General features: G+C 52.6%; 18 protein-coding genes. 8 read left to right on the forward strand and 10 right to left on the reverse strand.

Features of this window, described 5'->3' with window-relative positions; genetic code table 11:
• The first annotated feature begins 11 nt into the window (after nt 1–11).
• Both ACYU87_RS01725 and ACYU87_RS01730 read left to right on the forward strand, forming a co-directional pair.
• A complete protein-coding gene (locus ACYU87_RS01725; protein ID WP_461132293.1) occupies nt 12–1094 on the forward strand; it encodes a complex I subunit 1/NuoH family protein in 1083 nt (360 codons plus the stop codon).
• Nucleotides 1095–1157: 63 nt separating this feature from the next.
• Nucleotides 1158–1826, forward strand: coding sequence for a phosphatase PAP2-related protein (locus ACYU87_RS01730; protein WP_461132294.1), 669 nt, complete (start codon nt 1158–1160; stop codon nt 1824–1826).
• A 5-nt stretch (nt 1827–1831) separates the two neighbouring features.
• On the opposite strand, the gene ACYU87_RS01735 is transcribed toward ACYU87_RS01730, so the two are convergent.
• Nucleotides 1832–2971 carry a BamA/TamA family outer membrane protein gene (locus tag ACYU87_RS01735; RefSeq protein ID WP_461132295.1) on the reverse strand — a complete coding sequence of 380 codons (1140 nt, stop codon included), beginning with the start codon at nt 2969–2971 and terminating at the stop codon, nt 1832–1834.
• 177 nt (nt 2972–3148) lie between these two features.
• Between ACYU87_RS01735 and ACYU87_RS01740 the strand changes: the two genes are divergently transcribed.
• The 6 genes from ACYU87_RS01740 (at nt 3149) to ACYU87_RS01765 (ending at nt 10918) form a co-directional block, all read left to right on the forward strand.
• A complete protein-coding gene (locus ACYU87_RS01740) occupies nt 3149–3964 on the forward strand; it encodes a phytanoyl-CoA dioxygenase family protein (protein WP_461132296.1) in 816 nt (271 codons plus the stop codon).
• A 119-nt stretch (nt 3965–4083) separates the two neighbouring features.
• Nucleotides 4084–4857: an SDR family NAD(P)-dependent oxidoreductase gene (locus ACYU87_RS01745; protein ID WP_461132297.1), complete on the forward strand. Its 774-nt coding sequence runs from the start codon at nt 4084–4086 to the stop codon at nt 4855–4857.
• A gap of 203 nt (nt 4858–5060) precedes the next feature.
• Entirely contained in the window at nt 5061–6509 is a 1449-nt protein-coding gene (locus tag ACYU87_RS01750; protein WP_461132298.1) for a DEAD/DEAH box helicase, read from the forward strand.
• Between the two features lie 243 nt (nt 6510–6752).
• Nucleotides 6753–8909: an outer membrane protein assembly factor BamB family protein gene (locus ACYU87_RS01755; RefSeq protein ID WP_461132299.1), complete on the forward strand. Its 2157-nt coding sequence runs from the start codon at nt 6753–6755 to the stop codon at nt 8907–8909.
• 36 nt (nt 8910–8945) lie between these two features.
• Nucleotides 8946–10085, forward strand: coding sequence for a DUF3179 domain-containing (seleno)protein (locus tag ACYU87_RS01760; RefSeq protein WP_461132300.1), 1140 nt, complete (start codon nt 8946–8948; stop codon nt 10083–10085).
• 59 nt (nt 10086–10144) lie between these two features.
• Complete coding sequence (locus tag ACYU87_RS01765) at nt 10145–10918, forward strand: DUF2490 domain-containing protein (protein ID WP_461132301.1); 774 nt, start codon at nt 10145–10147, stop codon at nt 10916–10918.
• Nucleotides 10919–11087: 169 nt separating this feature from the next.
• Here the strand turns inward: ACYU87_RS01765 and ACYU87_RS01770 are convergent, their stop codons facing one another.
• From ACYU87_RS01770 to ACYU87_RS01810, 9 genes are all read right to left on the reverse strand, one after another.
• The gene (locus ACYU87_RS01770; protein ID WP_461132302.1) at nt 11088–11756 is read right to left on the reverse strand and encodes an SGNH/GDSL hydrolase family protein; all 669 of its coding nucleotides are present in this window, start codon (nt 11754–11756) and stop codon (nt 11088–11090) included.
• Between the two features lie 164 nt (nt 11757–11920).
• Nucleotides 11921–13399 carry a T9SS type B sorting domain-containing protein gene (locus ACYU87_RS01775; RefSeq protein ID WP_461132303.1) on the reverse strand — a complete coding sequence of 493 codons (1479 nt, stop codon included), beginning with the start codon at nt 13397–13399 and terminating at the stop codon, nt 11921–11923.
• Nucleotides 13392–14258, reverse strand: a complete 867-nt coding sequence (locus tag ACYU87_RS01780; RefSeq protein ID WP_461132304.1) for a glycosyltransferase family 2 protein — start codon at nt 14256–14258, stop codon at nt 13392–13394. The genes ACYU87_RS01775 and ACYU87_RS01780 overlap by 8 nt, the downstream gene beginning before the upstream one ends.
• 25 nt (nt 14259–14283) lie before the next feature.
• A complete protein-coding gene (locus tag ACYU87_RS01785; protein ID WP_461132305.1) occupies nt 14284–15363 on the reverse strand; it encodes an acyltransferase family protein in 1080 nt (359 codons plus the stop codon).
• 7 nt (nt 15364–15370) lie between these two features.
• On the reverse strand, nt 15371–16468 hold the full coding sequence (locus tag ACYU87_RS01790; RefSeq protein ID WP_461132306.1) for a glycosyltransferase family 4 protein: 1098 nt from the start codon (nt 16466–16468) through the stop codon (nt 15371–15373).
• 39 nt (nt 16469–16507) lie between these two features.
• On the reverse strand, nt 16508–17380 hold the full coding sequence (locus ACYU87_RS01795; RefSeq protein WP_461132307.1) for an alpha-1,2-fucosyltransferase: 873 nt from the start codon (nt 17378–17380) through the stop codon (nt 16508–16510).
• A gap of 197 nt (nt 17381–17577) precedes the next feature.
• Nucleotides 17578–18534, reverse strand: coding sequence for a hypothetical protein (locus ACYU87_RS01800; protein WP_461132308.1), 957 nt, complete (start codon nt 18532–18534; stop codon nt 17578–17580).
• Between the two features lie 4 nt (nt 18535–18538).
• Nucleotides 18539–19975: an MOP flippase family protein gene (locus ACYU87_RS01805; RefSeq protein ID WP_461132309.1), complete on the reverse strand. Its 1437-nt coding sequence runs from the start codon at nt 19973–19975 to the stop codon at nt 18539–18541.
• Nucleotides 19972–22206 (reverse strand): GumC family protein, encoded by a 2235-nt coding sequence (locus ACYU87_RS01810; RefSeq protein ID WP_461132310.1) that lies wholly within the window; start codon nt 22204–22206, stop codon nt 19972–19974. Before ACYU87_RS01810 ends, ACYU87_RS01805 begins: the two co-directional genes overlap by 4 nt.
• Nucleotides 22207–22208: the final 2 nt, after the last annotated feature.

The raw sequence follows: 22208 nt of genomic DNA on the forward strand, positions 1-22208 counted from the left end.
TTACTCAACCCATGCTCGCCCTTCCCATTTTTCTTGCTTTGGCATCCGGCTTTGTCGTCGTTGGTGTGTATACGGAACGCAAGGTTTCTGCATTCATGCAGGACCGGCTTGGCCCGATGGAAACGGGTAAATGGGGGTTACTTCAGCTGTTTGCCGATCTGCTTAAACTTCTCCAGAAGGAAGATATCGTTCCGACCGCAGCCGACCGGCACCTGTTTTTGCTGGCACCGGCCATCATTTTCGCGTCGGTGTTTGCGGGTTTTGCCGTACTGCCCCTCACACCCGATCTGCAGGGATCAGGCGCGGCCGTTGGCGTGTTTTATCTGATGGCCATCGTTTCGTTCGATGTGGTGGGCATTTTAATGGCGGGCTGGGGCTCCAACAACAAATACTCGCTGTTCGGGGCTATGCGGTCGGTAGCTCAGATCATTTCCTACGAAATTCCGCTGGGGCTGACGATCCTGTGCGTCGTCATGATTTGCCAATCGCTCGATTTGCAGGAAATCAGCTTTCAGCAGGGCATTTTTGCGCTGGAGAAAAATTACCTGTTCGGGCTGAAAGGCACGGGAGTCGACGTAACGCAGTGGGGTGGCATTTTTTCCTGGAACATCGTCCGAAATCCATTCCTGCTGATCGCTTACGTCATTTTCTTTATTTGCACACTGGCCGAGAGCAATCGGGCACCCTTCGATCTGCCCGAAGGTGAGTCGGAGATCGTAGCCGGGTTTCATACCGAATATTCGGGCATGCGGTTTGCCCTGCTCTACCTGTCGGAGTATGCCATGATGCTGCTGGTTTCCTTCCTGGGGGCGGTCTTATTTCTGGGCAGTTGGAACACCCCCCTCCCCAACATCGGCCCCGTTCGGCTGGCCGACTGGACCAGTGGCGATCCCGGCACCCTCTGGGGCAACCTGACGGGTGGTTTCTGGCTTCTGTCGAAAGTGTTTTTTGCCGTTTTAGTACAAATGTGGGTTCGGTGGACATTTCCCCGCGTTCGGGTCGATCAGATGATGTTTCTGTGCTGGAAAGTGCTGACCCCCGCCGGCCTGGTTCTCTTGCTACTGTCTGGAATTTGGCGGTTGCTGATGGTTTAGGCTAAAACAGGCTTGATTCATTTAAATGCCTCGTTGTACCTTTGCGGCCTTTTACAGTTTTACATGTCCATTCTCACACCCAATCCTACCAGCGACCTGATCTGGCAAACGGCCTGGCAATCGAACACGTTTCGCTGGAAATTTTGCCTGGGGCTCATTGCCACCGTTGCCCTGCTGTTCACCTTTCCGGGCTTCTTTCAAACCATTGAACGACATTCGGGGCCCGTTTTGAATGACTGGGTGCTTAACCAACTTCCACCTACGGATGTATCGATAGCCATTTTTCTGACTATCTGGGCAACGGCCCTGCTCCTGCTTATCCGCGCCCGGTTCAGCCCGGCGGTGTTCATGATGTTTATTTACGGTTACATCATTGTCAGCCTGTCGCGCATGCTCAGCATCAACCTGGTTCCGCTTGATCCCCCCGTTGGCCTGATTCCGCTTATCGACCCGATCAGCAATGCCTTTTATGGCAAGACCTACATCACCAAAGATTTATTTTATTCGGGGCACACATCGTCTATATTTCTGATGTTTTTGTGCCTGCGCCGGTGGTGGGACCGGCTCTTTGCGTTGATCGGATCGTTGATTGTCGGCAGTTTACTGCTGGTTCAGCACGTTCATTATACCGTCGATGTGTTGGGCGCATTCGTCTTTACCTATCCCCTGTACTGGCTGGCCAAACAGTTTGCCCTCTCCGGCTGGGACAATGTAGAGAAACGGGAAAACTAACCCTTTCAGAACGCTTCGCCCAATTGAAAATACAGGCCATGGGACGTTCCCTGCCCTGCGCCCCAGCCGTAGTCGACACGCAGATTCAGCCGTTCCTTACGGTTCAGTGCTACGCGAACGCCCCCGCCATACGAATACTTCAGTTCCTGAACGTTCAGATCCTGGAGGTGATTTCCCACGTTGCCGACCCCCACAAACCCAACCGCCCCGAGTCGCCAGAACAGCGGCACGCGGTATTCTGCCTGCGCTACTACCTGATTTTTGCTGCGATAGCGCCCGTCATAAAATCCTCGCATGCTATTAGAACCGCCGAAGCTGGCCAGGCTCCGCAAGGGCACCTCGCCCGTGTTAAAAAAGCCATACGCCTGAATAGCCAGGACCTGTTGCTGGTAAATTCGGAGAAATCGCCGGAAATCAATAACGTAATTGGTGTATTGAAAGTTGGAACCAAAGGCGGGCGAAAAGTGGTTAAAAAATACCTGCAAAAAGCCTCCCTTATCGGGAGCAAACGCATTGTTTCGTGAATCGTATGTTAGGCTCAACCCCGCTCCCGAAATGTGATACGGATCACGGCCCGCTACCTGTAACTGGTCGAACAGGCCGCCGGGCAGATAGTCGACCGCCAGCAACCGCTGGTATTCGTAAACGGCACCCAGAAAAACGCGATCCCGAAGTTTACGTTGAAAGTGCAGGTACGTATAATATTGCCGAAACGCGTACGCTTCTTCCTGGCGGTCGGGAGCATCTTTCCCTAACCCCCAGAATTTATCGGGAAAGTCGCTATAGGATAATTGATAGTTCAGGATGATCCGCTCACCGGGAAAATAGGTCGTGCCATTGATGGCGGCAATGAATTGTTTCCGTAACGAGTACAACGCCAGGGCCTGCGTATTCGATGTGCGCGTGAGCGAGTCGCGTCGATTGAACCGGAATGTAAACGAGCCCGCCACCCCCAACGACCAGTCTGTTTCAATGGAACGGGCTACCAAGGGTAGAATTAGGGTATTTCGGGTTTTTAGTAGTTGATTGGGGATGGGCTCCTGAGGCAACGGAATACTGTCTGACTGGGCAAACAGCGTGTTGAATCCGCCCACTAGTAAGCTGATTAACAGGAAAATCGACCTTTTATCACGTAAACTATGCACAACAACCGGAATGCCCGTTAATTAAAGTCACATTAATTAAATTGCGCCAAAGTAATCCTAAAATTGTAAATTTCGTAGATTTGAGCCTTTAATAAACAGTGAAACTTGCGCCCGTCGGTTAGCGTGCGGTCGCCGGTAGGCATCAACAACGGAACCTCCGAATTGTAAACCACCGATATGAGCAAATTAAACTTGCCGCCCTTTACGCTGGGCGAAACCATTACCCCCGAACAACGCCAGTTTTTCAACAAAAATGGTGTTATCGTTTTTCGCAACTTTATTCATCCGGAAACAGTCAACGTATTTATCAGTGAAGTTGAACGCATTGAAAAGGAGTGGCTGGCCCAGGGTCTTGACAAAATCAATGGTATTCCATTGAAATTCGGTCAGGACGAGTCAGGAAATCCAATGATTCAGCGGATGTGCTTCCTGTCGCAGCACAGCAAAGCCCTCCACGAGTTTTTGCAGGATCCCCGCCTTCAGGCTGTTGTTGATCTGCTCCAGCCCTACGAAGGGCGTATTGCCGAAATCGAAAAAGACGGACTTATTATGAATCACTATATCCGTACCCCCAACAGCAAGTTTTCGCAGATGGGCTGGCATACGGATAGCCCCCGCGACATTTTCCTTGGGCAGCGCATCATGCCGATGCTCAACGTGGGTATTCACCTTAACCCAACCCCGTACGAAAACGGCGGTCTGCGTGTTATTCCCGGTACACACAAGCAAGGTATTTTCAAGATGTTATTCCGCAAAAAATACTTCGTGGATAACGACCCCGACAAACACGAAATCGGTTTCGATATCAATGCCGGTGACCTGTCCGTACACGATGGCCGGCTTTGGCACCGGGCGCAGCAGTCTCCCTTTGTGGGCGAGGCCAGCCGTCGGCGCGTCATGTATGTACCCGTTGTAACCGGTAAATACATGCCCAAAAACGCCAACAGCAAGACGCCCTTCTACCACCGGTTTATCTCGAAAGTAAACATCTAAATCGTTGTCCGGGCGAAAGTCGTAAGGAGTCAGAAGCTGACGCGAGAGAAGTTCGCCCGTATCAGCTTCTGACTCCTTACGACTTTCGCACGTATGACCTTTATACTCATTGACGCATCATGGCCTACGCCTTAATTACCGGAGCCAGCAAGGGCATTGGCCTGGCTATCGCCGAAGAACTGGCCCGCCGAAAGTTTGATTTGCTCCTGGTAGCCCGCTCGGAATCAGTTCTGGCGCAGGTAGCCAGTAAACTGGCGAACGAACATGGCATCAAAACGGACTTTCTGGCCATTGATCTGGCCCAGCCCGACGCGGCTCGGCGTGTAGCTGACTGGTGCAGTCAAAAACAATACACCATCCGGATGCTGGTCAATAACGCCGGGTACGGCCTGAGCGGCCCGTTCGAGAAGCACGCGATGGGGGAGCATACCAACATGATGGCGGTCAATATGACGGCATTGGTGGAGCTCACGTACCTTTTTCTGCCCCAGCTTCGCCAGGCCTCCAAAGCGTATATTCTCAACATAGGCAGTTCGGCGGCTTACCAGGCAGTTCCGGGTCTGAGTCTGTACGCAGCGTCCAAGTCGTTCGTTCTTCAGTTCAGCCGTGGGCTTCACCAGGAGTTAAAGCGCTCGACCGTTTCGGTTACCTGCGTATGTCCAGGCTCTACGGATACCGATTTCGTTAATCGGGCACAAATTGGAAACAAAGGGCGAAAAGCGGCCGAAAAAGTAAACATGACGCCTGCTGAAGTGGCCCGACAAGCCGTAGAAGCTACCCTGTCGGGTAAGACAGAACTGGTAACGGGACTGCTCAACAAAGCCGGAAAACTAATGGCCTGGCTGCTTCCGAAAGGACTGGTGGAGCAAACGGCCGGCAGCATTTATGACTAGCCGGACTGGTCAATAAGCGACTAAGCAGACGGCCTTGCCAACGCAGGAAGGCCGTTTTTCATTTTACCGGCAAATTGTATTCCACCAATAAATGGCACTTTATTTGTAACAGGGCCGTTGTACACATATAACTTTACAAAGACGTTGGATGCTGGACCTATTTTAGTACCTTATTCCATTGCCTACCGACGTCCAACCAACACATGCAATTTTCCGATTTATCATTAATTGATCCTATCCTGAAGGCCCTCGCTGAAGAAGGCTATACCAACCCCACCCCCATTCAGGAAAAAGCCATTCCCATTTTATTGAGCCGCCGGGATCTCCTGGGCTGCGCCCAAACCGGAACCGGCAAAACAGCCGCCTTTGCCATCCCAATTCTGCAACTGCTGAGCGAAGAACGCAGCAAAAGTACGGGTGGGCCACGGCGCATCAAGACCCTTATTCTGACACCAACCCGCGAGTTAGCCATCCAGATTGCCGAAAGCTTTACGGCTTATGGACGCTACCTGAATCTACGCAGTACGGTTATTTTCGGTGGCGTTTCGCAGCACGCGCAGGTAAACACGCTGAAAGCGGGGGTGGATGTACTCATTGCTACGCCCGGCCGTTTGCTCGATCTGATGAACCAGGGCTTTATTTCGCTTCGCGATGTGCAGTTCTTTGTCCTGGATGAAGCCGACCGGATGCTCGACATGGGCTTTATTCACGACGTAAAAAAGGTCATCACCAAATTACCCGAGCGTCGGCAATCGCTTTTTTTCTCGGCAACCATGCCGGTCGATGTCGCTAAACTTGCCGATACAATTTTACACAATCCGGCTAAAGTTGAAGTAACGCCCGTTTCCTCAACGGCCGATACGATTGAACAGGCTATGTACTTTGTTGGAAAGGACGACAAGCGGAAACTGCTTGTGCATATCCTAGACGACAAGGCGATCAAATCGGCCCTGGTTTTTGCCCGTACCAAACACGGCGCAGACAAGGTTGTCAAAGACTTGTTAAAAGCCGGCATCGGTGCCGAAGCCATTCATGGCAACAAGTCACAGAATGCCCGCCAGCGTGCTCTTTCGAACTTCAAAAGTCGGGAAACGCGCGTGTTGGTCGCTACTGACATTGCGGCTCGCGGTATTGACGTCGATGAATTGTCGCACGTCATCAATTACGAATTGCCGAACATTCCCGAAACCTACGTTCACCGCATTGGTCGGACAGGCCGGGCGGGTCATGATGGCATTGCCTTGTCGTTCTGCGATGCTGAAGAAACCGAATACCTGCGCGACATTCATAAACTGATTGGCAAACGCGTTCCGGTCATCGACAATCACCCGTTCGTACTCAACATATCGGAGTCAACCATTTCGCCTGCTCCCGCCCGTCAGGGACAAGGTCGTGGCGACAATCGCCGGGGTGGTGGTCGTTCGGGAAACAACGGTGGGCGGTCAGCCGGATCGTCGAATAGCGATGGCGGCCAGTCCCGCAACCAGAGTTCGCGCCCCCGATCGGAAAGTCAGGGGAGCCATTCGTCCGCTCCCCGGGAGCGCGAGACAGAAAACGCCCGTCCAAGCCGCAGTACAAGTCGCCCACAACCCCAAAGTCGGGGCACCGGTAATAGCCGGTTCAGTAACTCAAGCTCTGACAAGAATTACTAGGGTGCGTGAATAGATGATGACGAAATGGGTAGTGAACGATGAAGAACCTCGTTCGCTACCCATTTTGGCGTTAGATGTAAGCATCTGATACTACGAGGACGGTTCGCCGTGTCCGTTCCTTCAAACGGACATTACATTAGGAAGCGGACACCACACCGGGCCCTTTAACCGTCTTGATCTATAGTAACAACAACCCCCATTCTTGCTTTTGGTGTAGATTTGTCAGACTACTCCTTACGCTCCATGACACGCTTGGTTTTTGCGCTTTTCGCTCTTACGATACTGGCCGTTGGCTGGTCTCGTTTTCATCAAAATACGACGGACACCAAACCCAATGATTACACGAACTGGGGCGAGTACCTCGGCGGACCTGACCGGAGCCATTATTCTGCCCTGACGCAGATTACTCCCGAAAACGTCAAGAAGCTGACTGTTGCCTGGACGTATGCCACTCCTGACAGCGGACAGATTCAGGCCAATCCAATTATTATTGATGGGGTTCTGTATGGAGTTACCCCCGCTGTTCAGGCCTTTGCGCTGGATGCCGCCACGGGAAAAGAGATCTGGACATTCGGGACACCCGATAAACAATCGTTGAGTACCAGCCGGGGAGTTACCTATTGGCAGGCTGCTAAACCATCTGGTAAGGACGAGCCGGAAAGCCGAATTCTGTACACCGTTGGCTCGTCTCTTTACGCGCTGAACGCCAAAACGGGGAGACCCATTGCGAGCTTTGGGCAGAACGGCCATATTGACCTGCACGAAGGGCTGGGCGATCAGGCAAAAGACAAATTCGTAATTTCAAACACGCCCGGCACTCTCTTCGAAGACCTGATTATCATGCCCGTTCGCCTGTCGGAAGGAGCCGATGCAGCACCGGGTCATGTACGAGCCTTTAATGTCCGCACGGGCAAACTGGCCTGGACGTTCCACACTATTCCGCAACCCGGCGAATACGGATACGATACCTGGCCGAAGGAAGCCTATAAAAACACCGACGTTGGGGGTGCCAATAACTGGTCGGGTATGGCCGTTGACCGGCCACGGGGTATTCTGTACGTACCGACCGGTTCGGCTGCGTTTGATTTTTACGGCGGCAACCGCAAAGGGCAAAACCTGTTTGCCAACTGTTTACTCGCGCTGGATGCCCGTACGGGCAAACGACTCTGGCATTTTCAGGCTGTTCACCACGACATCTGGGATCGTGATTTTCCGGCACCGCCTAACCTCCTGACCGTTACAATCAACGGCCCCGATGGTCGGCCCCGGCGGATTGATGCGGTGGCTCAGGTCACCAAATCGGGCTTTGTCTTTGTGTTCGACCGCGTTACGGGCAAGCCGCTGTTCCCCATCAAGGAAACGCCCATGCCCAAATCCGATGTTCCCGGCGAAGCAGCTTGGCCCACTCAACCCATACCTGCCCGTCCGGCTCCGTTTGCCCGTCAGAATTTCGGGGAAGCAGATTTGAACCCCTACTCGACCGAACGGGACTCGTTACTGGCCCAGTTTCGACGCAGTAACCGGGGCACGTTTCAACCCCTCAGTCGGCGGGGCGCGTTTATTTACCCTGGCCTCGATGGCGGGGCTGAATGGGGTGGTGCTGCCACCGACCCCGACGGCATTATGTATGTCAACGCCAACGAAGCGGCCTGGCTCATTGCCCTGAATCCGACCCCAAAGGAGGACGAACTGGCCCATCTTACGCTGGGCAATCGCCTGTATACCACAACTTGTTCCAGTTGCCACGGTGCCGAACGCAAGGGCAATGCAACGAGTGGTTACCCATCGCTCGTCAACATCGGACAGCGCCGTGACCGGGCGTATGTCACGCAAATTATTGGTCACGGCAAGGGAATGATGCCCGGCTTTACGCAACTATCAGCCGCTGAAAAGCAGGCTCTGGTTGGATTTCTCTTTGATGACGAGAAGCTAGAAGCCGTTGGGAAGGCAACTAAGGGCAAGAAGACACCGTCGGTACCCTACAAAATTTCGGGATACACGAAGTTTCTGGACAGCAAAGGATTATCGGGTATTGCGCCACCCTGGGGCACGCTCAACGCCATCGACCTGAACACCGGCGAGTACCGCTGGAAAATACCCCTTGGCGAAGAGCCCGAACTGGCCGCCAAAGGCATCCATAACACGGGCGTTGAAAACTACGGTGGCCCGGTTGTTACAGCTGGCGGATTGCTGTTTATTGGCGCCACCAAAGACGGTAAGTTTCGGGCATTTGATAAGCAGACCGGCAAACTCCTTTGGGAAACAACCTTGCCAGCCGCCGGGTTTGCCACCCCCGCTACCTACCAGGCAGGGAGCAAACAGTATGTTGTCATTGCCTGTGGCGGAGGAAAGCTAGGCCAGAAGAAAGGAAATCAATACGTGGCGTTTGCGCTGCCGTAGAAAGCGTCGGTCCGTCGATCGGGCCACTTTGATAACATGAAAAATCTTTTTTACATCGGTGTCGTCGGGTTGATCCTGTTCGAAATAGCCAACGTCTATTTCATCATGCCGATGCCGGGTAGCCAGCGAATAAATAGCCTTGATCTGGCTTACTTCCTATACGCATGGCGATGGGCATTCCGAGCCGTTTTCGGTTTACTGGCCATAGCGGGTGCTCCGTCGGCCATCAGGCAGTCGAAATGGGTGGCGCTGGTCGCACTTGTCCTGGTAGCCGGGGTTGGCTACGCGTTTAATTTCCGGATGGCCGCCGATCACATGTTTTATCAGCCAACGTCCGTACAGCTTCAGCCAGCCAGTCGAAACGCCGTTAAACCAGACCGGGAAATCTTGGGCGTTGAGGTGAACGGGCAGGCAAAAGCGTATCCTATTCAATTTATTGGGTATCATCATCAGGTACTGGACAGCCTCGATGGACAGCCTATTATGGTTACCTACTGCACCGTTTGCCGAACCGGACGCGTATTTCGGCCCGTCATAAACGGAAAACCAGCAACGTTCCGGCTCGTGGGCATGGACCATTTTAATGCGATGTTTGAAGATGGCGAAACCAGAAGCTGGTGGCGTCAGGCCAATGGCGAATCAATTGCCGGGTCGTTAAAGGGCGATACCCTCCCCGAAGTCTTCAGCGAACAGATGACGCTGAAACAGTGGGTTACCCTGCATCCGAACACCCTTGTTATGCAGCCGGATACAACGTTTTCGGAGCGGTACGCCAAGATGGACACCTACGAACGCGGAAAAGGCAGTAGTGACCTTACCCGTATGGATAGTTTGTCGTGGCACGATAAATCGTGGGTAGTGGGCCTGAGCGTTGGCAGGCAAAGCAAAGCCTACGACTGGAACCGCCTGAAACGGGAACGCCTGATTCAGGATACACTCGCCAACCGGCCGGTGTTGCTGGTTCTGGCGAATGACGACCGCTCGTTTTTTGCGTACGAACGCCCTACTTTTTCCGACCGCTTCGTGCTACGACACGATACGCTCCGTAGTGGTCTACAGTCTTATTCGTTGAGTGGTCGTTCGCTGCGTGCTGGCTCCGGACTCGTTCGACTGCCTGCCCATCAGGAGTTCTGGCATAGCTGGCGAACCTTCCACCCCACCACCAGCCGTTACTAATTTCAAACCTATGTGGTCGAAAAACACTTGTATACGTATCATATACACGAGTTGACCCAATGATTTTTCGTTACTTATTTTTCTTTCTTCTTATCTCAGCTGGCAGTTTTGGGCAACAATACCGGATCATAGATCGCAACGCCATTGGCTGGTACGTCTACAACGGCGATCATAAGCTGAGTAAACGCTGGGAATTACATACCGAATACCAGTGGCGACGGGTGGAACTGATTCAAGCCTGGCAGCAGTCGCTGGCGAGGCTTGGTTTAACTTACAAACTAACCGACCAGGTAAAGCTGGCGGGTGGTTTTACCTTTTTTACGACGTACCCATACGGCGATTACCCGGTGGCCGATGCGGGCGTTCCAACCCTCGAAAGCCGGACGCACGAGGATATTCAGTTCAGTGCAACGGCGGGTATCGTTGCACTCAGCCACCGTTTCCGGCTCGAACAGCGGTGGCTCGGGACCGGGGCCGACTCGAACCCCCGCCATATCGAAAACTGGGAATACCAGAACCGAGCTCGCTACCAGATCTCAGGTACCATTCCGCTACAGGGAACCACCATTGACGATGGTGAATGGTATGCCAATTTCTTCGATGAACTATTCATTGGTTTCGGCCAAAACGTTGAACAGAATGTCTTTAACCAAAACCGGATTTCAGGTGGGTTGGGGTATCAGATTCGGGACGCCTTCAAGATCGAGTTAAATTACCTCAACCAGATCACACAGCATCCCGAACTGGAACCCATCACCCAAAAACCCGTCTTTGAAATTAACAACGGCTTCCGGCTGAACGTGAAGTACGATCTGGATTTCAGTAAAAAGTAACGCTGTGCGCCCGTATTCTGTCATGCTGAGGTACGAAGAATATCAGCGGACAAGCAGACTCTATTCAACGATTCCTCGTACTTCCGCATGACGAAAAATGGTTTGCTGCGACTTGCTTGCAGCAAGTTCAAACAAGTACAACGTCACCAACCGCCGGCCGATAATGCATTTATTTCCCCATACCTTGTAGTGCTTTCTGCATCTGTTCGGCCACAAGCTGATTACCGGCTTCGTTCAGGTGAACACGATCGGTGGTCAGAATACCTTTCTCTTTGTTCTCGGGGTTATGTTTGAGGTTGTAGTCCAGAAACGCTTTCCGCAGGTCGATCAGGGGAATGTTCTGCCGTTTGGCCAGATCGCGAATCAGTTGACTGTACTGATTCAGGTCGCCATCCTGCTGGTTACTAAAGTCCGTTTTTTCGCCGATGGCGGCTGGTGTACAAAGCATTACTTTAGCATTGGCCGCCTGTAGTTTCTTGACAACGGCTTCGTAGAATTTAACGAACTTGTCGGGGTCGGTACCCGTTCCGAACGAGGATTTGTGCCAGACGTCATTAACCCCTACCCAGACAATCACAACATCGGGCTGTTTGGCCAGCACGTCGTCGTCCATTCGCAGAAACAGGTCATAGATTTTATTCCCGCCGATACCGGCTCCCATCAGCTCGAATTGCTCGGCGGGAAGCATCTTTTTCAGCCGGTCGATGTAGCCGCCTGGATTTACACCCGCCTGGGTAATGGAATCGCCAAAGAAAACAACGCGGGTGGGCTTGGCAATGGTCATAGCCAGCAGGCCAACGATGGCCAGAAAAAGCAGAGAGTGACTAAGTAGTTTCATGTCTGATAAAGGACCAAGCCCGTTTCCATTACTCATGTTCAGCGTCAGTTTGTTATCTGGATTGTGTTGGAGAACAGGGTTTCATAGCCGGTAAAGATTGGTCGCTGATCGTACAACGACTCAGCTGACGTCACCCAACACAGAGCCACGCAGGCAAAAACTAGTCAGCGAATCAACAGTACCCGCCCGCTTCGAACAAAATGCGCTTCTTTATTCGTCTGGTCGACAACGCTGTAGTCAACCGTCCAGGCGTAGACGTCTTCCGAACAGGGACGATCGTGATATGTTCCATCCCACCCTATATCGGCCCGCTGGCTGAAGAAGATGACACTTCCCCAACGATCATAGACCCGAAACGAGTACGTCGTAAACGTACCTTCGTGGAATACGAGAAACTGGTCGTTATAGGCATCGCCATTGGGCGAAAACGCGTCGGGCACATAAATATCGCTTAGCCGGCAGTTCTGGTCGATCACATTGACGGTATCCCGGTAGAGACAGCCGTCCAGATTTGTTTCCAGCCAGTACGAACCCGGATTAGCAATCGTCAGGATAGCATTTGTGCTCTGGTCTGACCACAAAAAGGAGGTACCCGTTGGCCATGAGTCCTTCTTTCCCAGCACTTTCGTCATGCCCTGGCAAAGCGGTATGTCATCGCCCAAACTAAATGGGCTATCCGGACGCCCGTTAACAATGAGCACGTTTGACACGGTAGAACACTGGGCGCTGCCCACCGCAGCGGCATTGATGGCCTGGGTATTTCGAAGCCGGTAGTACGTGCGCCCCGCCCGAACGGCATTGATTACATAGGTTGCCTGATTGCCATTGGGTATGGATGTCCAGTTTACGTTGTCCTGACTTTGCTGCCACTGGTAAACGGGATTCACGTAGCCAGGATCGGCACCAACGGTCAAATTTAGTCGCGTATCCGCACAAACGGTCGTTTCGGACGCCGATGAGCCGGGAAACTGAATGCTTAGAATGGGGTGAACGGGCCGAAAACTGATGTCATCAATGACCAGATCGTTGCCGCAGCCGCCGAGCCCTTTGTTAACAAGCTTGACCACAATGTCATTGCCGCTGGTGGGTATGGAAAACTGCATGGACAGGGGTGTCCAGACGGGGGTTGCCGAACGGGAAACCGCAGGCTGAATCACTTCGCGGATCAGCGTACCGTCCGGTAGTTCAATCCGCATGGCAATGATCGGGTTGCGCAGGCTGTATTCATCACAGGCACCCGCCTGTAAAATTCGATTTAGGTTAAGCGCCCACAAGGCGAATTCATAGACCACGCCGGGACAGAGGCCCGCTACTTTCTGGCTATAAAACTCACTGGGCTGGTACGATGCATTGACAACGAACATGTTACCGCGTACGTCGTTCGGCGTATGATCTTCCCGCAGGGCGTGCCAGGCCTCACCGTGGCAGCTGCCCGCCACGGTGTCCATCACATTGTATTCCCCATCGTCGGGGCAGCTTTGGGGCACATACTTGAAGTTGGTCAGACCCTGCGCCAGCGGACCCGTTGGCCCGTGGCCAAACGTTTCGCAAATGATGGCCCCTTCGCTGCACTGCGCCCGACTCACGATGGGTGTGATCAGGACCAGCAGACACAGGACAAGGGCCACCGAAAACCTATTCATTCAACGACGTCTTTGTATCGTGAGGGGCCTGGGCCACAAAAATTCCGCCTATTCGCCGTAGTTCGATGCCCACTTTCATCCACAAGGCTCGGGCATAACTTCCGTTGCCTTCTACCCGAAGCGTGCGGGTGCCCGTCCAGACACGGGCCTTTCTGGATTTCACCAGTTTCACCTTGCCGTACTGCAGCATATCGAAGCACATCCGGCCATCTTCCCCCCGAACCTTTCGCATCACATAGCCTATTTTGAGCGCATATTTGCGTTCGTAGCCGATACTGATGCCGTATGCATTCAGGTGAGGGCGTTTTACATGGCGGGCCGTTGCCAGGGTATCTTTCAGCGATTCGTGAATCGACAATACCCAGCGCGGAAAGCCCGGTGCCGGAATAAACGAGTATCGACCACACACGCAGATAACCCCCGGCTGCTGCAACACGGCCATCATTTCGTCCAGCCATTCGGGCGGATAAATCCCGTCGGCATCGGCCGTGAGCAGGTACTTACCCCGAGCCTCTTCCAGTCCCATCTGCCGGGCTGGCCCCCACCCCTGTATGGGCTGAAACACCGACCGCACATGCAGGTGATCCAGGGTCTTCTGCATCTGGTCGGTTGAGTTGTTATTGACGACCAAAATTTCCATGGGAATCGTCGTCTTCAGCTTGGCCAATGAGGCAATACTCCGGAGAATATTTACTTCTTCATTCCAGGCCGGAATAACGACGCTGACCAGGGGCTCGGGATTCTGAAGTGCATCCAGATCCCGGTTGATCGCATCGAATGTTGATTGGGGCACGTCGTCGAACGAGGTGTACGAAAAATTGAACTGATCAAGCCAACTGGGCGCGTTGAAAATACTCATCGTATGTCTTCGGTAAAGGTCAAACTTAAGAAACTACCAGGCTGGGCACGGCCTTGCCGGTTCGATCCGGGGCAGGAGGCTGAAGAATTAATTCAACATGGCGATAGGTAAACACCGACAGCAGATGCACGCACGCCAGACAGGTAAGCACAAAAAGCAGTTCGCCCAGGCCGGTATGCGGTATCTTCAGCAGCTTAAAGACAAGCAGGTCCATCACGGCCAGCACTACCGTATGGTTCAGGTAATACGAGTACGAGAGCTTCCCCAGAAACTCGAACCGCTGACCGGCCAGCACGCGGGAAACCGCCCCCGATTCGCGGGAGAAAACAATAATGACCCCGGCAAACAGAAACGGCATCAGCCAGCTTTCGCTATGCGTGAATGAACTGACGGCAGCAATGGTCAGGCCAATCAATACGACTTCGATCAGGGTAAACTGCCCATAGCTAAATCGAAGCGGAAGCCGTCGATTTAGCTGGTAGGTAAGCATACCAATCAGAAAACTGTAGAGGCAACGCACAAACCCGTAGTCGTAATTAAAGATGATGCTGCCGTTGTGCTGCACGATAAACCAACCCAGCAACCCAAACAGAACGCTGCACATAAGCAGCAGGTTTTTACGAAACAGCACCAGACACAACGCCCACGCGATGTAGGTGTAAAACTCCACGCTGATGCTCCAGCTCGGTCCGTTCCAGGTAACCCGGTCGAACAGATTCAGCGACTGCGTCAGGGTGAGGTTGGCGATAAACGACGGCAGACTCTTATCCGGAGCAAACACCGGATAGGTCAGCTTAACGATGTAGTGATCAATGCCATACCGAACCAGTTCGAACCCCAGCACCAGGAGCAGGGTGAACAGATGGAGGGGGTACAGACGATTGAACCGTTTGCGGACAAAGGGCTGCACACTGGCCAGATCGGTGATCCGATCGTAGTTGCTGTGAGTCATCACAAAGCCGGATAACACAAAAAAGAAGTCGACGAAAATGTCGCTTTTGGCAACAAAGGCAATGCCGGACAACAGTTCCAGGTGCTGTAAATGGAACAGAATCACCATAATGGCCGCCATACCCCGAAACGAATCAACCGCTTTGAATCTCATCGATGTATCAGGCTAGGGATTTATACACATCGAGGGTCTGATCGATGGATTTTTTCAACGAAAACTCGCTCAGTCGTCGCGTCCCCTTTGCCACCAGTTCGGTTCTCAGCGCCGGATTGGTCAGCATATCGGTCAGTGTATCGACCAGATCATCCAGGTCATTTGGCCTGAAGTACTGGGCAGCATCCGTTGCTATCTCACGAAAACATTCCGTATCACTCAGTAAAATGGGGCATTTGGCCTTGAAGGCTTCCAGAATAGGCAACCCAAATCCTTCGTAGAGCGACGGGTAAGCAAACACCTGGGCGTTCTGGTAGAGGTAATTGAGTTGCTCATCCGTGGCGCCGATGTGCCGTACCCGTCCCGTCAGCTTTAGCCGCTGGATGAACTCAATGTCGGCTACTTCCAGCTTACCGCCACCCGCCAGCACGACATGCAAGTCGGGAAAACGGTCGGCCAGTTTGCTGAACGCATTCAAAAACAGGTAAAAATTCTTGTATCCGCTCCGGTCCCCGACGAATAGTACGTACTGTTCCGGCAGGTCGGGCACGGGCTGCGTCAGCACCGGACTGTCGAAATCAATGCCGTGGTAAATGGTCCATACTTTTTTGGGGTCGATGTCAAAGAAGCTGAGCATATCCTTCCGGGTTGTGTTGGATATGGTAATGATGGCATCGGCCCGCAGAATGTTTTCCCGCTTTTGCCGGGTCAGCGGATCGAGCGCCCAGAAGTACTCCGGTAACCGCTCGTACGTCATGTCATGAATGGTAATGACCAGCGGCTTTCTCAGCCGATCCATGAAATACGTATCGTAATAGGTGGGGTGAAAGACGTCGAAGTCGGCTTTGTCCAGCAGGCGTTTGCAATAAAGCTCGTTCAGCCGGTAATCGTATCGTTCATTCCGGTTCAGCACCTTGTCGCTGAGGTTCCCTTTTATGGGCAGGGGTTCGTTCTGGATATAGTGATTTTTGGCATGCATCACCCCCAACTGATACGTAATGTTATCGGTCCGTTTTATTCCCTGAATGATGTTGGCAAAGTAGCGGCTGATGCCTCCGTATTTCTGGGTACTGAATTTCTGGTGGTCAATCAATACTTTAGTCATCGTCTGCAACGGTCGGAAAGGTAGGTCATAGATAAGGGGTTAAAGGGCCATCCAGGCCGCGGGCAACAGATCCTTTGTGTTCCAGGTAGGCTGTTGTTTGTACCATTTTCTGGGGGTAATGACCAGCTTATCCAGGTGGGGATTGAGCCAGGCACCCCACCAACTGAACGAACTGTTGGCAATGATGTGGTGGCGGCAGTGGCTCATCAGCACCAGATCGGCCACATCGCCATTGGGACCGGTATTCTGCACAAAGACCGTATTTTCCGGGAGCGTCAGGTTCTCGTGCACCCACGCGTGGTCATCACTGAACACATACAGCTGCGTCTGGGCGTGGTGATCGTTCAGTTGCTGAAGCGCCTGCTTGTAGTAGTCAAGTCCCACGAAGCCAAAGGTTTTGCTAAACTCCGGGTGGTTTACGTAGTCCCCCCGCCGAATGTGAATAGACACGGGCGTCGGGGTATTGCCGATCTGTTGCCGGTAGTACGAAAACTCAGGACTGGGTTCGCCAGTCAGGGTTAACTCCTGCCGGATGGTGCGGGCATCGTCCCGAAAATAGGCTTCCGACTGCCAGAAACCTTCCAGTATAATGCAGGTCGCGCGGGCATCGACAATGGCCTGGTCGAAGTGAAAATGCTTTTCTTTCAGGAACAGAACCACGGGTGGCAAACTGCGGTTGGGGAGCAGTTTGGTGGCTTTGGAGACGTACTCCATGGGCGATTTCTGGAGCAGCCGGTACGGAACTGCAAAGTGGTCCAGCTTAAACGGACGCACCGTATCATCCGAATACTCATAGAGGTAATAGCTTAAATCCAGATACAAAGCGGCTTTGTTTTTCAAGGCAAGATGCCGGGCCGTTGCATACTGAAAAAGCTGGTTTCCTAGACCACTGGTAATTCTGCTAATAATCATAGTCGGTTAGCACCACGAAGACAGAACGAATCGAGCTTCGATCCTCAGTCCGTGTCCTTCTGGACCGTATCGGCGCAAGTAGTCTGTGCGGACATGGACCGAGGAAGTGAACTGAATAAGTTTTCTTTATTTATTTTTTATAAATATAAAGTTAACAATTATACAATTCAAGTACAACGAAGAAAAATCGTAGAAAGTCAATAATTTGTCACCACATGCCTTAAAACCTCCTCCCGGTCCCTGGCGTGCAGAATGGTGGCTCCGGATAATTTGGGAAATAAGGTCTGGTATTCGTTGAACGGGTGCTCCTTTCCCCAGTTCATATTGGAGAGAATAATGTTCGTACCTCCGAAACAGCTTGCCAGGGCGGCTGTGCCCCCGTGCATGGAAATAAAGTGGTTGCAATTGGCATAAACCATCAGTTGCAGGTGGTTATAATTGGCCACCGTGGCCGGATGATACTGGGTAAACAGATCATCCATCAGCACAACCTCCGGGTGGTTTTCCCGCAGCCATGCGTGCTCGTTCAGCACCATCGTTTCGCTGTTATCCTGAACAATATGCGTCGGCAGCGGTCGGTTGTAAATGATCTGGTATTTATCCCCGACCTGCTGAATGATCCGGTCAAGGGTAGGAATATCCAGGAAGTTGATGGGTGGCTGGTCCCACTCGATGTTGTATTTGTTGGCGATGATCAGAATCGGCTTATCGAAGACGAAGACGTCATTTCTAAAGTGCGCTTTGTATGGTACCTGCGCCCATTTCCGGAAGCTGTAGGTATTGCTGTGCGTCATATTCGGCACATCATAATGCGCGTACGACTCCGTCCAGACCCGCTTTTCAAAGCGCTCTTCGTGCTCTTCGCTGAAGAAATAAAACTCTTTCGTGTGCCGGGTCGAAATGGTTTTCAGCAGGGTCCCGTTCAGGTGGTGCCAGTAGGCAAATGGCAATACATACCGTAATTCCTGGTCAAACTCGCCGTGGTAGCTGATCACTTTGTACTTTTTCTTCAGCACATAATCGCGCACCACGTACCGCCCCTGCACCAGCTTACAGTAGTAATTATCCCGCACAAAATACCACAGATCGTTCGGCAGCTTCGGGTACTTGAGCCGGGCTACCACGTACAGGGACTTCAACAACAACTTTTGCATAGAATCAGGCAGCTTTGCCAAACGTTTTCAGATCGGTAATCGGGAATTTGTAGCGGATCGTCAGGCCCACGTAAATCAATCCTCCCAGGGCTATTTCCACCAGCGTATTGACCGTATTGATGGAATCGGCGTACGATTTATAGAGTATAATGGCGGCTACCATCAACAGGCAGAACAGGATCGGCTTGCTGATATTCTGGGCAAATTCGCCCAGAAACGAGCCAATCAACGAGTGTACGATGCCAAAATTGAACAGCAGATTCAGAAACGTGGCCACCAGGAAAGCCGACGCAATACCAACAACGCCCCAGTACTGAGCGAACAGGAAAACAAGCGGAATCTTGATAACCAGGGTAATAACGTTGAGATAGAAAAGCAATTTCGGTTTTCCCTTCGAGAAGGCCAGCGTAAATAGGGGATTGCTCAACGACGTGAAAATGCTGACAAAGACAAAGATTCGGATCAGCAAAACCGTTGGCTCCCAACCCGGCCCGTAGAACAGAAACACCACACTATCGGCCATGATAAACAGGCCCGCCAGCAGCGGCAGATTCACGTAACTAAGCAGATCAAGAATGGTCAGGTACGATTTTTTCAGTTCGTTGGTATCGCCTTTCAGCCGCGCCAGAATCGGATACGCAACCTGGAGAACAATTGGACTGAGCCGCTGGATGGGAAATACCGCCAGTTGAGACGCCAGGGTATAATAGCCCAGTTGCTTCACGCCAAGCATACCTCCCACCAGAATATTGTCGGAATTGGCCTGGATAAACCCGACAATACCGTCGCCAACATTATACAGGCCAAACCGCAGGTGATCCTTGATCAGATTCAGATCGAACGTAGCGACGGGTTTGAACAGCTTGCGCCCGTAGGCCAGTTGAAGAATCGATTTGATGGCCTGCTGCGCCAATTGCCCATACATCAGCGATAATTCAGCGTACCCGTTGTAGGCCAGCAGAATGGTTACGCTGCTGCCGAACACCGTACCAGCAATGTCGATGCTGGCAACGGCTTTGAACTGCAGCTCTTTCTGAAGCAGAAACAGGTAGATCTGTCCGACGTACACAATACTGAAATACAGCGACGATAATTTGATCACCTGCTCCAGTCGCGGTTCCTTGTAGTAGGCCACCACCAGCGGCCAGCTGAAGAACACGACAACCCCGATCAGTAAGCCCAGCATCAGGTTGAGCAGGTAAATGGTCGACAGTACCCGCCGATCCTCCTCCTGCTTGTAGATAATGGAATTGGAAAAGCCCAGATTGGCAAAAATACTGAAGAAGGCAATCATCAGCGTGCTTACGCTCACAATTCCGAACACCGACGGCTCCAGCAATCGGGCCAGAATGGCAACCTGACCAAACTGAAATACAGTGGAGATGGCCGTGGACATCGTCATCCATTTACCCCCGCTAAGCGCCTGTTGTTTCTGGCTCATTTGGACTGACGGTCAAGTACTTTTTCGGTTGATGAGGCACCGGGCACCACCAAATTTGGCTCATTGTATCGTTTGGTGCGCACCAGCCCCTGTTCGATGTCGCCCAGCGTTGGCGCATCGGTATCGCCCCCATCTACTTTGTTGAGCGCCAGCAGCACCGGGTGTTTGATTCCTTTCATGTAAAGCCCAAACAATTCGTTATCCCGACGCCCCCAAATCGTATGAACCGTAAGCACCATGAGCGACACGGCACTCTGATTGACCAGGTGAAACGGAATCGGGCTACCCACGAGAGCAGGCAGTTCCAGAATGATTTTGTTGATGGTGCTCATCAGCGGCATCTCACCGTTGATCGTCAGGTCTTCCGGCTCCCGCACATTCATGAAACTAGGGTGCATCTCGTAGGGCAAAAACGCGATATTTTCCTGCTCGAATGATTTGTCCGTTTCGGACAGGCGCGGGTAGAAATAAGCCACTTTCTCGCCCGACTCCGCGTACATCCGGGCCAGCCCGTGCGCGCACCAGGTTTTCCCCTGCTTCGAGCGCATACTGAATATCGTGATGAGGGGCGCGTGATCGGACAAGCGCCGGTGCTCGACTTCGATGTTGATGGCATTCCCCAATTGGTCGAACATGCCCACTGCGGCACGGCTGGCTCGCGAATTGGCCGCGAACTTTTTAACCAGTGGGAACACCGCCGTCATGGGTTTACCCAACACCTGCTCTGCCTGCTCCAGCGAGTTAATCCGTTTATCGACCCAGAACCGGATAGCCGCCAGCAACAGCGCAATAACCAGACCCGCACCAGCCGCAATCGCGGTAAACAGCATGCGTTTGGCGGCTTGTGGTGACAGTGGAAAGGCGGGCGGGTCCAGTACGGACAACGACCCGTCAATGCTGATGTCCTGCCGGTGCGTGGTGGCCTGATTCAGCGACTGCACCAGCGTCAGGTATTCTTTCTCGGCAATATCCATGTCGCGGGTCAGCTGGCGCTGTTCCGATTCCAGTGGGGTAAACGCCGTGGATTCGGTCTGGTAATCATCCAGCCGTTTTTTCACAACCGCCATCCGGGCCCCCGACTCTTCGAACTCTAGTACTTTCGTCAGCCATTCGTTCACCAGTTTCATCTTGGGCACCGATTCCGAGCCATTATCGGCCGCGAAGTAGTTCTGGGCAATCTGCTTCAGCTCATCCGATGCCTTGTTGATCCTGGCCTGGTGTTTATCCAGAACGGCCTGGGGCTGCCCATTGGTCCGGGCGGTAATCATCTGCGATTCAGCCGCCGTCAGTTCGGCCTGTTTATCGGTCAGCGCGGTATTGATCTTCAGCAGGCTACCGCCCTGGGTCATCCGGGCATTGAGGGCATTCATGGCCGCTTTAGCCGCCTGATTTCGCATCACTTCCTGATTATACTCGGCCACCAGAGCCTCGCGGGTAACGGAGCGCGTTTTCAGTTCTTCTTCAAAATTGAGCACGTTGTGCTGCACGTTGAATGCCTTCAGTTTGGATTCCGCATTATCCAGTTGCCGTTTGGCTTCTTTCGCTTTGTTCTCGTAGTAACCAACAACGGGATTGGTTTCTCCGCTTTTCAAGGCCGTATACCGCTTGTTGAGTTCACTGATGGCCAACTTCAGCGTCTGCTGGACCACGGCCGGGTCATCTCCTTCATACTCCAGGTCCAGCATATCACTGGCGCTTTTGCGGGTCGCCTTCAGCTTTTTGCCAATATAATCGGCGGTATAGTAAGAATCGGACCCGATCAGCAGTTTCCGGACGGGATTATCCGTCGAGCTTTTCGCCAGACTATCGAGCCGCACCTGGGTATAGGCCAGATCGCCGGCCTTAAGCAATGACTGTCGGAAACTAACCGGAATAGCCGCTTGCAGCGCCTGAAAATTGGCCGCCGAAAGTTCCCGCTCGCTGGGCTTGGTAAGTTGCAGATGCTCGGCCAGCAGGTCCAGGCCAACGTAATAAAGTGTCTGGTTGGATGTCAGCGTTGTCAGGATATTATCGAAGGCGTTACTAACCGCCGAGTAATCGGTCTGAAAACCTTCCTGCGCCGACCGCAGGGTATAACCGGACGTTAAGCCGGTATACAGCGTTGCTTTGGTTTTGTATACTTTCGATTCATTGCGCATGAAATAGTACACCGCCCCCCCGGCCAGGCAGGGGAACAGGATAAACCAGATAATATGCTGCTTCAGGAGTCGAACAAGTCCTTGAATAGTCATGT

Source organism: Spirosoma lituiforme, assembly GCF_054776635.1.

What these genes read in the sequence shown, in the direction of transcription:
- ACYU87_RS01805 (WP_461132309.1), bottom strand. Translation starts at nt 19,975, where the DNA reads ATGAGCCAGAAACAACAGGCGCTTAGCGGGGGTAAATGGATGACGATG.
- ACYU87_RS01780 (WP_461132304.1), bottom strand. Translation starts at nt 14,258, where the DNA reads ATGAGTATTTTCAACGCGCCCAGTTGGCTTGATCAGTTCAATTTTTCG.
- ACYU87_RS01760 (WP_461132300.1), top strand. Translation starts at nt 8,946, where the DNA reads ATGAAAAATCTTTTTTACATCGGTGTCGTCGGGTTGATCCTGTTCGAA.
- ACYU87_RS01730 (WP_461132294.1), top strand. Translation starts at nt 1,158, where the DNA reads ATGTCCATTCTCACACCCAATCCTACCAGCGACCTGATCTGGCAAACG.
- ACYU87_RS01755 (WP_461132299.1), top strand. Translation starts at nt 6,753, where the DNA reads ATGACACGCTTGGTTTTTGCGCTTTTCGCTCTTACGATACTGGCCGTT.
- ACYU87_RS01745 (WP_461132297.1), top strand. Translation starts at nt 4,084, where the DNA reads ATGGCCTACGCCTTAATTACCGGAGCCAGCAAGGGCATTGGCCTGGCT.
- ACYU87_RS01750 (WP_461132298.1), top strand. Translation starts at nt 5,061, where the DNA reads ATGCAATTTTCCGATTTATCATTAATTGATCCTATCCTGAAGGCCCTC.
- ACYU87_RS01795 (WP_461132307.1), bottom strand. Translation starts at nt 17,380, where the DNA reads ATGATTATTAGCAGAATTACCAGTGGTCTAGGAAACCAGCTTTTTCAG.
- ACYU87_RS01775 (WP_461132303.1), bottom strand. Translation starts at nt 13,399, where the DNA reads ATGAATAGGTTTTCGGTGGCCCTTGTCCTGTGTCTGCTGGTCCTGATC.
- ACYU87_RS01785 (WP_461132305.1), bottom strand. Translation starts at nt 15,363, where the DNA reads ATGAGATTCAAAGCGGTTGATTCGTTTCGGGGTATGGCGGCCATTATG.
- ACYU87_RS01800 (WP_461132308.1), bottom strand. Translation starts at nt 18,534, where the DNA reads ATGCAAAAGTTGTTGTTGAAGTCCCTGTACGTGGTAGCCCGGCTCAAG.
- ACYU87_RS01740 (WP_461132296.1), top strand. Translation starts at nt 3,149, where the DNA reads ATGAGCAAATTAAACTTGCCGCCCTTTACGCTGGGCGAAACCATTACC.
- ACYU87_RS01765 (WP_461132301.1), top strand. Translation starts at nt 10,145, where the DNA reads ATGATTTTTCGTTACTTATTTTTCTTTCTTCTTATCTCAGCTGGCAGT.
- ACYU87_RS01770 (WP_461132302.1), bottom strand. Translation starts at nt 11,756, where the DNA reads ATGAAACTACTTAGTCACTCTCTGCTTTTTCTGGCCATCGTTGGCCTG.
- ACYU87_RS01810 (WP_461132310.1), bottom strand. Translation starts at nt 22,206, where the DNA reads ATGACTATTCAAGGACTTGTTCGACTCCTGAAGCAGCATATTATCTGG.
- ACYU87_RS01790 (WP_461132306.1), bottom strand. Translation starts at nt 16,468, where the DNA reads ATGACTAAAGTATTGATTGACCACCAGAAATTCAGTACCCAGAAATAC.
- ACYU87_RS01725 (WP_461132293.1), top strand. Translation starts at nt 12, where the DNA reads ATGCTCGCCCTTCCCATTTTTCTTGCTTTGGCATCCGGCTTTGTCGTC.